Raw genomic sequence first — 12,698 nt, 5'->3', positions numbered from 1 at the left:
CTCAATCTACCTGCTGTTGGTTCAGCATATTCAGTCAAGCCGATTTTCGCCCCTGGGTCTCAGGCCGGGTTGATAATGCGCAGAAAGGGCTCTATAATGGCAGTTCCGGCAAGGAACTGCAGTCCGATTTACGTTCCACCGTTTAAAATGACCGCATAACGTCCAATGATGGAGATAGAGTAAATACAGAGAAGCGTAAATGACATGCAGAGGAAGCGGAAAGAAGGCGCGCAACAAACGGCCCATTCCGTTGTGAAAGTCAGGAAAGAGGGATTGCGATTGTTTAAAATATTGGTATTTATCTTTTTGATCCAAATTGTGTATGTATCTGCGTATACACTTCGGATGATTCTGACGCTCAAAGGACAGAAATATATTGCTGCGCTCATCAGTATGGGCGAAATTGTGATCTACGTACTCGGTCTGAATCTGGTACTCAAATATCTGACCCAGCCATCTGCGTTAATTGTATATGCTGTTGGTTATGGGCTGGGGGTATTGCTGGGTGCCTGGATCGAAGAGAAGATTGCCCTCGGTTACGTTACCGTTAAGGTTATTTGTAACCAGATGGGCGGGGATGTAGCGAATGCCTTGCGGGATAAAGGATACGGCGTTACTGCTTGGGTTGGTAGTGGACGAGATGGAGATCGGCTGGTTATGGAGATTCTGGCGAAACGAAAAAATCAGAAACTGCTGTATCAGACGATTCTGGAGCTTGATCCCAAAGCATTTGTCATCACCGTTGAGCCCAAACAGTTCCATGGCGGGTTCTGGACACGTTCCATCAAAAGATAAATTAGGAATATTCGAGATAATAGTGAGCCTCTACGGGGGCTTTTTTTCATGTCTATAAGTTGAAATGGGAATGCTCCCGGTTAAATCGGGTATTGTTTATCGGCTGATGTGAAGATCCCAAAACGATCTGAGATAAGGATTATTGTTGTAATCGCTTCCAACATTTACATTGAGGACAAGTCCTTCGTGACATGCTGGTGGCAGAGATGGACGGACGTAATCATTATCATTAGGGAGGAATGGTTTTATGAAAAGCAAAATTCGAACATGGTGCAGTGCCGCACTGGCTCTGGCGTTGGGCTTTACTCTATTGTCTGGACCGACAAGTGTACAGGCAGCAGGCAATGCAGATTACAATCTCACAGGTTTCTCCCAAGGGAATACGGGTGGAGGTACCATCAGCGAGTCGGATACGACCAAGTATAAGAAAGTATACAATGCAACGGATCTCGCTGCGGCGCTGAAAAAGAACTCTGGTGTCAAAGTCGTTGAGATTATGAACGACCTGAATTTGGGATGGAATGAAATTCCGAGCGCTGCTCAGACATCTCCTTTTGCCAAGCATAATGATGCGCTGACTCATCCTGTATTGAAACAGACGGGTGTCAGTAAGCTGACGATCGACAGCTTCAATGGCCTGACCATTTTCTCAGCAAATGGGGCCAAGATCAAGCATGGAGCCATCAGTGTCAAACGCAGCTCCAACGTCATCATCCGCAACCTCGAATTCGATGAGTTATGGGAATGGGATGAAGCGACCAAAGGCGACTATGACAAAAACGACTGGGATTACATCACTCTTGAAGAGAACAGCAACGTTTGGATTGATCACTGTACCTTTAATAAAGCCTATGACGGGCTTGTCGATTCGAAAAAAGGAACGAGCGGCGTGACCATTTCCTGGTCCCTCTTCAAAGGGGATGACGGCAGCTCGAACAGCTGGGTTACCCAGCAGATGAACGAGTTGGAAGCAAACAAGGCTTCCTATCCGATGTACAACTACCTGCGCAGCAGCGCGGTTGGGCTCAGCAAAGCAGATATCATTGCCATTTCATCTCCTCAGAAAAAAGGTCATCTGGTTGGTTCGACCAGCTTCGAATCGGCCAATGCCAATCTGTCCATGACCCTGCACCATAACTTGTACAAGGATATCCAGGATCGCATGCCGCGTCTGCGCGGAGGCAATGCGCATGCCTACAATATTGTGATGGATGCGACAGGGGCACGTGCGGCCAAATCCAGAATCACATCTGCGATGGCAACGGCGATTTCGTCCAAAGGATATCATTTTGATATCATCGGCAACGGAGCTATTTCCACTGAAGATGGTGCAGTGCTGGTCGAAAAATCGGTGATCAAAGACGTACTGTTCCCGGTCCGCAATAACCAGACGGATCCGGCCGATGCAACGTATACCGGTAAAATTAAGGTAACTGACACGATGTATTCTCTGGATGGAAGCTCATTCCGTGGAAACAGTGATACATCCGGCAGTCCGCTCAGCCCGGTTCCGGCCGCAGTGAAAGCTTTCTCCTGGAACGGATTCTCGGCACTTCCTTACAGCTACACTACCGATGATCCAGCGACGCTGAATGCACGCCTCACTGGTTCAAGCGGAGCAGGTGCAGGCAAATTATCCTGGTCCAAAGACAATTGGCTGAAGACGAGTTACTAGGCTGTAACAGGAGTTAGTATTTGGAATCGAGTGGAGAGTGGCCGTGATCTATAGTGGTTCCTGACCACTTTCTCTTTTTTTCATAAGCAAAGAGTGCTCCTGCAGCCGTAATGGCCGGGAGCACTCTTTTTGTGGAACAGGGAGTCTAGTTCCTTTTTAGTTAGGTAAGTCATCCGAAAGGGCAGGTGCAGCACTCACCGAATCACGATAAATGATATTGCCCTTCACGTGTACACGGCCGAAGCTGCGACTCGGGTTATCAATCTTTTTGAGCATGGAATGAACCGCAGTACGCGCCATCTGTTCCACATCGACCTCAACCGTAGTTAACTTGGGATCGGAGAGTGTGGCATAGATATCATTATCGAACCCAACTACGGAGCATTGTGCAGGCACCTGAATACCCAGTGAAGACAGTTTTTGAACGAGCAGATGGGCCACCTGATCGCAGTTGCATACAAAAGCCGTAGGCAGCTGAGCTGGCAGATCAATTTCAATAAACGTACCTCGCTCATCCCGGTCATTAAGCACAAGATCGGGATTCATCGGCAATCGATGTTCCAGCAATGATTTGTAATAACCGAGGAATCGGTCCTGAATGCTGCTTGTAGAATAGAGATTCCCCACATAAGCGATGCGGCGGTGTCCCTGTTGAACCAGAACGTTTGTCAGCTCATAAGCAGCGTAAAAGTTGTCGGTAACGACAGAGTCGATATCAGAATGCTCATCATAGAAATCGAGAAACATTTTGGGTACCTCCATCGACTGGACCAGCTCGATATATTCCTTGCTGACTTGTCCAAGCACAATGAAACCATCCACTTTGTTGTCACTATAGAGCTTTGGCAGGATTAATTCCTCTTCGTCCTCCACATTCAGAATATGCAGAATGCCGTAGTACCCCTGATCCTCCAGATGTTTGGTGATGCGCTGGAATACACGTACATAGAACGATTGTGTAGGTCCGGTAAAGCGCTCCGGTATAATAACACCAATATTATGAGTTAAGCCTTCCTTCATGGAACGAGCCGCGGCGTTATACCGATAGCCCATCTGAACGGCAAGCACTTTAATTTTTTCCTTCAATTCGCCACTGACGCCATCTTTATCATTTAATGCCTTCGAGACCGTCACACTGCTAACTCCGAGCTTGTCGGCGATATCCCGCATGGTGATATTGTTCTTCAGCTTTGGTCGCCTCCTTCAAGCCGGTTTACGTACAATGTGCTGTCATTATGGTTAGCGCTTCCTTCAAACATAACAACAATCCATATTAGTATACATCGTTACCCACATGGAATAAAGAAATTCTGATTGGCACTGCGCTAATTTTTCAGCATGCTGCATTTTCCGTTGAAGGCTGCTCTTCCGGTTTTAAGACAATTGCTTTTGGAGAAGCTTCTCATTCCGCTCGATCAGGTCACCGCGCTGGCTGGCACAATCCAGAGAACGGTAAGGATCAGCAGGAGTATTGAATGTGTAATCGACCAGTTTTTCCAGCGTTGTTGTGGCCACATGACAGCGGGTATCGCTGGATGCGTAATAAATGAAGACCTCACCCTGTTCGTTGACCACTGCACCGTTGCAGAAAATAACATTGGACACATCGCCTACACGCTCGTCGTCATAAGGAGCAATGAAATGCCCGCCTGGCTTGGCGATGATGCGTGCCGGATCATTCAGATCCGTGGCGAACGTGTACAGCACATAACGAAGGCCCGCTGCCGTGTTGCGAACCCCGTGGGCAAGGTGAATCCAGCCGCGATCCGTTTTGATCGGAGCAGGGCCCTGGCCGTTTTTTACTTCATATACGGTATGGTATTTTCGTTCATCGATGATCGTCTCTTCCTCAATCACAGGATTCAGAATGTCATCGCACAGACCGAAGGCAATCCCGCCACCGCTGCCTGTGGAGATGAATCCGTCTTGCGGCCGTGTATAGAACGCATATTTACCCTCTACAAATTCGGGGTGCAATACAACATTTCGCTGTTGAGGGGAGTTGGTGGTGATGTTGGGTAGACGCTCCCAGCTGACCAGATCGCGTGTCCGGACAAGTCCGGCCTGGGCTACGGCACTGGATGTATCGAATGCCGGAGCTTCGGGGTCTTTGCGCTCTGAGCAGTAGATACCATAAATCCAGCCATCTTCATGCTGAACCAATCGCATATCATACTGGTTGGTCTCTTCCGCATCAATATCTTCCCACACTAAAGGTTTGCCTGTGAAACGAAATCCGTCGATGCCGTTATCACTCTCAGCTAGGGCGAAGATGGATTTGCGGTCCAATCCTTCGGTACGGATGACCATCACGTATTTGCCATTGAAATAGATGGCTCCCGGATTAAGCGTAGCGTTAATGCCCAGACGTTCCATGAAGTGGGGATTTGTCGCTTCGTCCAGATCAAATCTCCAGTGCAGCGGTACATGATGGCGTGTGATTACAGGATAACGGTACCGATCATATACGCCGTTGTAGAATGAAGGATCAATTTCATTTTGGCGTGTAAGCAGCTGTTCTTGTTGCTCCAACAATTCATTGTATTTGGGGTGTATCATCACTATCCCATCCTCTCAATCAGTTCAATACAAAACCTGCTATTGTGATACGGGCATTTCCACGGCCCGGCTATTTCACTTTGATCCGGTGTGCCGTTCCCGTCTACCGACCAGTACCATTCCCCGCCAGCCCGGTGATCGATAATATGTTCCTTCGTATATGTCCACAAGCGTTCTACTCTCTCCAAAAACAAACGGTCACCTGTACGCTCATAGGCGTTGTAGAAGCCGACCATCGCCTCGGCCTGAACCCACCATATCCGCTTTTCATCCACGTGGTCCCCCTCTTGTTCATTCATTAGAGAGCCATCGGCCTGTACAGCAGCATTGGAAATGTTATAGGCGATGTCCGTAACCATCGCGGAATACTCCGGGTGTTGGTCCAAGCCCAGCACTTTCAACGTTTCGTCGATCAGCCAGCTGGCTTCAATGTCATGCCCGAATGAGCGCAGATCGATGATGGATTGCCAATCCTTGTTGAAAAATACCCCAAGAAACTTCGTGTCCTTGTCATACACCCGTTCATATAAGATGCCTAGCAGGCGTTCCAGCGCCGTCTTCACCTGCTGATCTGGCCACACTCGGTAGAGCGTGGTGTAGGCCTCCAACACGTGAATATGCGTATTCATCGTGTAATCCGCAATCACACCATTTTCGCTCAGCATTTCATTCGGCTGTTCCTTCCAAAGGCGGTCAAATTGTTCCTTATATGCAGGTAGTTCGGCATTCAGCCCTTGATCCTCAATGAGAGCAAAAAGCGTTTTCGCAAGTTCCAAAGCAGATGCATCCCCGGTGGCACGATAGTACTCACTTAGTGAGTAGACGCCGAAGGACTGGGTATACACATGTTTGCTTGTGTCCAATGGTTCTCCATTGGCATTGACCATCCAGTACATTCCGCCGTATTCCATATCCATCACATGATCCACAAGGAAACGGTAAGCATGTTCAGCGTGATCACGCCAGATTTCATTTCCGGTTACCCGGTAGGCAGCTGCAAAGGACCATAATTGTCGTGCTGTGGCGATTCCGCCCTTGGGAGCGAGTGGATCGACCTGAAGGTCATTGCCAACCCAACCATAGAATCCGCCGTTGTTATGATCTTTGAGGGCAGACCAGAATGGCAGAATATGACCTTCCCAGTGTTCTTTTATTTCAGTTTTGATGTCATTGATGTGAGTCATAAGTGAGCGCTCCTTCAAAGTACAGGGTGCAAATAAATTAAGTTAACGTTAACCTTATTAAGTAATTTTAGTATTGGATAAAAGCATTGTCAACGCGTCCCGGAATAAAAACCTTTTGTTAAGTAAGAAATAATTTAATTGACAGGTAAGCGTTACCATAATAAAATTCATTTTGTAACCTTAACGATAACTTAAATTAACTTAAGAAAGGGGTCGAATCAATTGAATAAAAACAAAGGTTGGATGTTGCTGCTCACCATGTTGCTCATCACTTCTCTGCTCGCAGCATGCTCTTCTGGAGGTGGCTCATCACAGGCAGGAGAGGAAATCAGCACAGATCCTGCAGATATCAAGGGTGAGATTACCGTCCTTACACAACGTACAGATATTGTTGATACCGTATTCAAAGACTATGCTGCGGAGTTCAATAAGGAATACCCGGATGTCAAAGTAAACTTCCAGGCACTGGCCGACTATGAAGGACAAGTGAAGATTCGTATGAGTACCAAAGATTACGGTGATGTGCTAATGATCCCCACCAGCGTACCGATTGCGGACATTCCGGACTTTTTCGAACCGCTGGGCACGTACGATGAGTTGAAAGATAAGTACACAGCCATTGAAGAGCGTATGGTTGACGGCCAGGTATATGGTATTCCAACCGTTATCACGTTCTCCGGTATCATTTATAACAAACAAGTGTTCAAGGAGGCTGGCATTGCGGAAGTGCCCAAAACGCCTGAGCAATTCCAGGCTGCACTCCAACTGGTGAAAGACAATACAGACGCGATTCCGCTGTACACCAACTATGCCTCCGGCTGGGCTTTGACACAATGGGAAGCAGATCTGCCGACGGTTGCAGGCAGTGTGGACTACGTAAACATTGATCAACCGAACACGGATGAAAACTTTGTGGCGGGCAAGCCGCACTATGAATTGTACAAAGTACTTTATGATGCAGCCAAGAATGGCCTGATTGAGAAAGACCCGACCACAACCGACTGGGAAAGCTCCAAGGCTGATCTGGCGAATGGGAAAATTGCAACGATGGCGCTTGGATCATGGGCGATTACCCAAATTCAAGGCTTGACCGATACACCAGATAATATTGGATTCTTGCCCTTCCCTACGAATGCAAGTGATGTGGTCGTTCCGCTCGCAGCAGACTATAACATCGGCATGAACGTGAACAGTGAGAACAAACCTGCTGCCAAAGCCTGGATCGATTGGTTCCTCGCGAAATCAAACTATGCGGTTGAACAAGGCGGAGGCATGAGCGCAGACAAAAATGCGGAATTGCCACCGATTTTGGATCAATACAAAGACGTAACATTCTCCACACTGACTCCTGCCAAAGAAGGACAGGAAGGTCTGGTTGACAAAATCGACAACGAAGGCGAGATTGGCCTCTGGCAGCCTGACTTCAAGAAACGCATTATCGAAGCTGCCATCGGTAACCGCAGCGAATCGTATGACGACATCATGAAGGACCTGAATGACAAATGGGTGAAAGCGCGGGCAGAACTCGCGAAATAAACAAATTCCCGGGCTACATCGATTTGTAAAGACGTTGCCTGTGCCCAACCACCGCTGCCATGCAGCGAGGCAGATTGCTTTTGCTGAGGCTAAGGAAAGAGGGGGGTATATTCCCTTGCGGCATTTTGCATCTGGATGCAGCATATCGGATGTGAAATGCCACCCTCGGTGGTTAAGTACTCAGGCATTTGTTATTTGGACGGGAGTCTTTCGATATAAAAGCGGCAGACCCGCTTGGAGGTGTGGAGAGCATGAAATACTTGAAGATTTCGAATTGGGGCTACTCAGCGCAACGCATATTTATCATCTGTGCCTTCTCGATCATTCCGCTGGCACTACTGTTCACGTTTGCTTATTTACCTGTCATTAACATGTTCAAATACAGCTTCACCGATTGGAACGGATACAGCAAAAGGTTCGACTATGTGGGGTTTGAAAACTACACGCGGATATTCAGCGACCCTGAGTATTTTAAAGTGTTTATTGTCAGTCTGTATTATTTTGTGGCTACCTTCGTACAAATGGGCCTGGCCCTCTACTTTGCCACGATTCTGAGCTTCAAAATCCGCGGAAAAAACTTTTTTAAAGGCATATTGTTCTTCCCCTATCTGCTGAATGGCGTAGCCATCGGATTTATCTTCCTCTTTTTCTTCAAACCGGACGGGACCCTCGATACACTCATGCAGGCAGTAGGGCTTGGACAGTACACCCAGCTCTGGCTTGGAAATCCGAACATTATTAACGTGTCGCTCGCAGGCGCATCGGTATGGAGATATATGGGCTTTAACTTCATTATCTTCCTGGGTGCAATCTCATCCATTCAAAAAGATGTCTATGAAGCGTCGGATATTGACGGGGCCAATCGCTGGCAGCAGTTCCGCCATATTATCCTGCCGAGTATTACACGCATTCTGCAGCTCAACCTGATTTTGGCGATTAGCGGCGCAATTAGTGCGTTCGATATTCCATACATTATGACCGATGGTTCCAACGGCAGTGAGACGTTTGTTATTCAGACCGTTCACTTGGCATTTAAGTACGGCAAGTTGGGCTTGGCATCAGCGATGGCTGTTGTGCTGCTGTTTATTGTCATTCTTGTTACGCTGGTTCAGCGTGTCACCATGAAAGGGGAGGAATGAACATGCAACCATTCAAATATACCCTTGCGAGCATATTTAAATATGCTTCACTCATTATCGCAGCGTTCATTGCGCTTGTACCCATTGTAGTGGTGCTGTTTGCATCACTCAAAACCAATGCAGAGTACGCGACCAGCAGTCCGCTTGCCCCGCCAGCCAACTGGCTGAACTTTGCAAACTATACCAAGGCTTTTGTGGACGGCAACATGCTGATCGGTTTCAAAAATACGATTATCATCCTGATCATCTCTATCGTAGGTGCCACTTTAACGGGTTCCATGATCGCGTATGTGCTGGATCGGTTCAAATTTAAAGGCAAGAAAATTATGGTCGCAGCGTTTTTGCTCGCCACCTTGATTCCGAGTGTTACGACACAGGTCGCTACATTCCAGATCATCAATGCGCTCGACTTGTTCAATACCAGATGGGCAGCCATCGTCATGTACCTGGGTACAGATATCATCGCGGTGTATATCTTCCTGCAATTCCTGGGCTCCATCTCGAACGCTTTGGATGAATCCGCCATGCTGGACGGGGCCTCCTACTTCACAATTTATTGGAGAATTATTTTGCCACTGCTGAAACCGGCGATTGTAACGGTCATCATCGTGAAAGGTGTCAACATCTACAACGACTTCTACACGCCGTTTCTGTATATGCCCAAAACAGACTTGCAGGTCATATCCACGGCTCTTTTCAAATTCAAGGGGCCGTTCGGATCACAGTGGGAGGTTATCAGCGCAGGCATCATGATTGCCATCATTCCAACGATGATTATTTTCCTGCTGCTACAGAAGTACATCTACAACGGCTTCGCACAAGGTTCAGTTAAATAAAAAACGAAGGGAGAAATGAAACGATGACAGTTTTGGATACGAAAAATGTACACATTGTCGGGGAAGCATTGCCGAATATGCCTTGGGAGGATAAACCGGAAGGGACCGAGGGGCCGGTATGGAGACATTCTGCCAATCCTGTTGTGCCGCGTAATCCGGTTAAGGGCGTTGCCCGTATTTTCAACAGTGCGGTTGTTCCTTATGAGGGGAAATTCATCGGCGTATTTCGCGCAGAAACGATTAACGGCCGTCCGCACCTTCACATGGGAGCAAGTGAGGACGGGTTGGAGTGGACGATTGAAGAGGAACGGATTGCCTTTGTGGATGAAAACGGTGATCCTTTCATGCCGAACTATGCATATGACCCACGTCTGGTTAAAGTCGAAGATACGTATTACATCATCTGGTGTACCGATTTCTATGGTGCTGCGCTGGGATTGGCCAAAACAGATGATTTCAAAACGTTTGTCCGTCTCGAAAATCCAATGCTTCCATTCAACCGCAATGGCGTGTTGTTTCCACGCAAAATCAATGATAACTATGTGATGTTGTCCAGACCAAGCGACAGCGGACATACACCGTTCGGGGACATTTTTCTGAGCGAAAGCCCGGATCTGGTGTACTGGGGCAAACATCGTCATGTCATGAGCAAAGGCGGTCAGGGCTGGTGGCAATCGGTCAAAATTGGCGGCGGTCCTGCTCCGATAGAAACGTCCGCAGGCTGGCTAATGTTCTATCACGGCGTGACCGGAACGTGCAATGGTTTTGTTTATAGTATGGGCGCAGTCATTCTGGATCTGGATGAACCATCGAAAGTAAAATATCGCTCCTCCAACTTTGTGCTGACACCGGAAAAATGGTACGAGGAGCAGGGCTTTGTGGACAATGTTATCTTCCCTTGCGCCACATTGCATGATGCGGAGACAGGGCGAATCGCCATCTATTATGGTGCAGCCGACACATACGTTGGAGTAGCTTATACCACCATTGAGGACATCGTTAACTACGTCATCGAGACCGACGAAATCATCGCCGGAGATCGGGAAGAAGGCAAATTGTAATTGAAGTGAAACAATTTTAAATTAAGCTGAAATTTACACAATAACGGAGAGTGCAGAACCGATCTGAAGAAAGAAGAAACGAAGTGTTCGCATTTATCCTCGGATTTTTCCCTTCATAAGGGATTCAATAAAATTCGGGGATAACGGCGATCGGAAGATGGCCCTGCAATCGTAGTGGGGCGTGTTATACCTTCGGTCATTCATTTTATATTAAGTGAAAAGGGGCATTGCGGAATAATGCATATGGAATACATCAAGGGATTTACATTTGGCTGGATGAGTGGCAGGGGGGACTTCCGTAAACCGGAAACGAAAGAATCCTTGCGCCTGATGGTTGAACGCACTGGCTGCTCGCATGTTATTTTTGCACTGGCGGCACATCAGGATCATCCGCAGGCTTTAGAGGTCAAATATAAAGGTAAACATATGGTCGAAGACGATGAGTTGGTGGATATGATCCGTTATGCCCGTACGCTCGGACTGCGGGTCATTCTGAAACCAACCGTCAATTGCACGGATGGCACATGGCGTGCACATATTAACTTTTTTGATATTGATGTGCCGTGTGAGCCGAAATGGCAGGACTGGTTCCGCAGTTATACTGCGTATCAGAAGCACTACGCGGCCATTGCAGAGCGTGAAAAATGCGAGATGTTTATTGTGGGTTGTGAGATGGTGCAGTCTGAGCGTCGGAGCGAGGAATGGCGCGAGGTCATCGCGGGAGTGCGTGAAGTGTATTCCGGGCTAGTATCCTACAACACCGACAAGTATCAGGAAGGGCATGTGAAATGGTGGGATGCCGTGGACGTCATCTCGTCGAGCGGATATTACCCCATTGGAGACTGGGAAGCGGAACTCGATCGGATTGAACGGGTCATTGCACCCTACGGCAAACCTTTTTTCTTCGCAGAAGCGGGTTGTCCTAGCCGCAGTGGATCGGCACAGGTGCCGAATGACTGGGGGTTAGAAGGTGCGGTCAGTGTGGAAGAACAGGAGCAGTTCTATGAAGCCATGTTCCGTCATGCAAGCAACCGGGAGTGGGTACGCGGATTTGGTCTGTGGGACTGGAGCGCGCATCTGCTGCACCAAGAGAAGGATGCTCTGAGCGATGATGGATACGGAGTATACGGTAAACCAGCAGAGAAGGTCATTCGTCAATTTTATGAAGGCATTGCGGTGGAGGCTTAGTCTGCCTTGAGGTTGAGTTATCCCATCCACTTAAATAGCGCTTTATATGGACAAAGATACTGCCGTGCTTATACACGCAGTATCTTTTTTGGTGAGTTTTAATTTTTTTACCCCATCTTCCCTCCAAGCTGCTCAATCTTCTCCAACCATTTCTTTCTCTGTTCCTCGGACTGTTTGCCCACGAGATCTACAGGTGTTATGCGCACAGGTTTGATGCCTGTCAGAGCAAAGGTGGAGATCTTCATCATTTTGTGTGCGGGTTCACCCTGAAACCATTTGTAGTACCAGTTCGGCCCGTCCATGGTGGTGATCATGCGTGCGGTGCGACCTTTGAGCAGCTGATCCGGGAAAAGTTTACCTTTGTGATACTTGAAGGCATAGCCTGGCATGAAGATGCGGTCGATAAATCCTTTGAACAAAGCTGGTGGTCCTCCCCACCAAATCGGAAATACCCATACGAGATGCTCTGCCCATTTAATCGCCTCCTGGGCTTCCAGCAAATCGGGTTCAAGCGGAAGTTTATTGCGGTATCCACCTGCTAAATTCATGTTGAATTCCAACTCGTTTAGGGTGATCATACGAACCTCGGCACCTGCCTGCACAGCACCTTTACGATAAGCTTCGGCGATTGCGCCATTGTAACTTGGGGAGACGGGGTTGCCTTGGATGATTAATATTTTCTTCATAATGATGACACGTCCTGACTATTTTAGTTAATGAACACT

General features: G+C 47.9%; 11 protein-coding genes. 7 read left to right on the top strand and 4 right to left on the bottom strand.

Annotated elements, in window-relative coordinates:
* Window positions 1-279 precede the first annotated feature (279 nt).
* Window positions 280-795 carry a DUF2179 domain-containing protein gene (locus tag RS891_RS30235; RefSeq protein ID WP_053782622.1) on the top strand — a complete coding sequence of 172 codons (516 nt, stop codon included), beginning with the start codon at window positions 280-282 and terminating at the stop codon, window positions 793-795.
* 247 nt (window positions 796-1,042) lie between these two features.
* Window positions 1,043-2,470, top strand: a complete 1,428-nt coding sequence (locus tag RS891_RS30230; protein ID WP_315793981.1) for a pectate lyase family protein — start codon at window positions 1,043-1,045, stop codon at window positions 2,468-2,470.
* A gap of 156 nt (window positions 2,471-2,626) precedes the next feature.
* Here RS891_RS30230 and RS891_RS30225 read toward each other — a convergent pair whose 3' ends face one another.
* From RS891_RS30225 to RS891_RS30215, 3 genes are all read right to left on the bottom strand, one after another.
* Window positions 2,627-3,640: a substrate-binding domain-containing protein gene (locus tag RS891_RS30225; protein WP_315793980.1), complete on the bottom strand. Its 1,014-nt coding sequence runs from the start codon at window positions 3,638-3,640 to the stop codon at window positions 2,627-2,629.
* Window positions 3,641-3,844: 204 nt separating this feature from the next.
* Window positions 3,845-5,029: a glycoside hydrolase family 130 protein gene (locus RS891_RS30220; protein WP_315793979.1), complete on the bottom strand. Its 1,185-nt coding sequence runs from the start codon at window positions 5,027-5,029 to the stop codon at window positions 3,845-3,847.
* Between the two features lie 2 nt (window positions 5,030-5,031).
* Window positions 5,032-6,204 (bottom strand): AGE family epimerase/isomerase, encoded by a 1,173-nt coding sequence (locus tag RS891_RS30215; RefSeq protein WP_397386976.1) that lies wholly within the window; start codon window positions 6,202-6,204, stop codon window positions 5,032-5,034.
* A 231-nt stretch (window positions 6,205-6,435) separates the two neighbouring features.
* Between RS891_RS30215 and RS891_RS30210 the strand changes: the two genes are divergently transcribed.
* The 5 genes from RS891_RS30210 (at window position 6,436) to RS891_RS30190 (ending at window position 11,973) form a co-directional block, all read left to right on the top strand.
* Window positions 6,436-7,749 carry an ABC transporter substrate-binding protein gene (locus RS891_RS30210; protein WP_113053112.1) on the top strand — a complete coding sequence of 438 codons (1,314 nt, stop codon included), beginning with the start codon at window positions 6,436-6,438 and terminating at the stop codon, window positions 7,747-7,749.
* Between the two features lie 251 nt (window positions 7,750-8,000).
* Complete coding sequence (locus RS891_RS30205; protein ID WP_062323195.1) at window positions 8,001-8,888, top strand: carbohydrate ABC transporter permease; 888 nt, start codon at window positions 8,001-8,003, stop codon at window positions 8,886-8,888.
* 2 nt (window positions 8,889-8,890) lie between these two features.
* Entirely contained in the window at window positions 8,891-9,724 is an 834-nt protein-coding gene (locus tag RS891_RS30200) for a carbohydrate ABC transporter permease (RefSeq protein WP_315793977.1), read from the top strand.
* A 23-nt stretch (window positions 9,725-9,747) separates the two neighbouring features.
* The gene (locus tag RS891_RS30195) at window positions 9,748-10,785 is read left to right on the top strand and encodes a glycoside hydrolase family 130 protein (protein WP_315793976.1); all 1,038 of its coding nucleotides are present in this window, start codon (window positions 9,748-9,750) and stop codon (window positions 10,783-10,785) included.
* A gap of 243 nt (window positions 10,786-11,028) precedes the next feature.
* Window positions 11,029-11,973: a glycoside hydrolase family 113 gene (locus tag RS891_RS30190; RefSeq protein ID WP_315793974.1), complete on the top strand. Its 945-nt coding sequence runs from the start codon at window positions 11,029-11,031 to the stop codon at window positions 11,971-11,973.
* A gap of 107 nt (window positions 11,974-12,080) precedes the next feature.
* Here RS891_RS30190 and RS891_RS30185 read toward each other — a convergent pair whose 3' ends face one another.
* A complete protein-coding gene (locus tag RS891_RS30185) occupies window positions 12,081-12,662 on the bottom strand; it encodes an NAD(P)H-dependent oxidoreductase (RefSeq protein ID WP_113053108.1) in 582 nt (193 codons plus the stop codon).
* Window positions 12,663-12,698 lie beyond the last annotated feature (36 nt).

Source organism: Paenibacillus sp. BIC5C1, assembly GCF_032399705.1.
Classification (GTDB): domain Bacteria; phylum Bacillota; class Bacilli; order Paenibacillales; family Paenibacillaceae; genus Paenibacillus; species Paenibacillus taichungensis_A.
Note: the sequence above shows the minus strand (reverse complement) of the source record. Positions and strands in the feature narration are given on the sequence as shown.

Bases quoted from the DNA above. Each gene is read 5' to 3' on its own strand.
- RS891_RS30200 (WP_315793977.1), top strand. From the start codon at position 8,891: ATGCAACCATTCAAATATACCCTTGCGAGCATATTTAAATATGCTTCA.
- RS891_RS30195 (WP_315793976.1), top strand. From the start codon at position 9,748: ATGACAGTTTTGGATACGAAAAATGTACACATTGTCGGGGAAGCATTG.
- RS891_RS30205 (WP_062323195.1), top strand. From the start codon at position 8,001: ATGAAATACTTGAAGATTTCGAATTGGGGCTACTCAGCGCAACGCATA.
- RS891_RS30225 (WP_315793980.1), bottom strand. From the start codon at position 3,640: ATGCGGGATATCGCCGACAAGCTCGGAGTTAGCAGTGTGACGGTCTCG.
- RS891_RS30230 (WP_315793981.1), top strand. From the start codon at position 1,043: ATGAAAAGCAAAATTCGAACATGGTGCAGTGCCGCACTGGCTCTGGCG.
- RS891_RS30190 (WP_315793974.1), top strand. From the start codon at position 11,029: ATGGAATACATCAAGGGATTTACATTTGGCTGGATGAGTGGCAGGGGG.
- RS891_RS30220 (WP_315793979.1), bottom strand. From the start codon at position 5,029: ATGATACACCCCAAATACAATGAATTGTTGGAGCAACAAGAACAGCTG.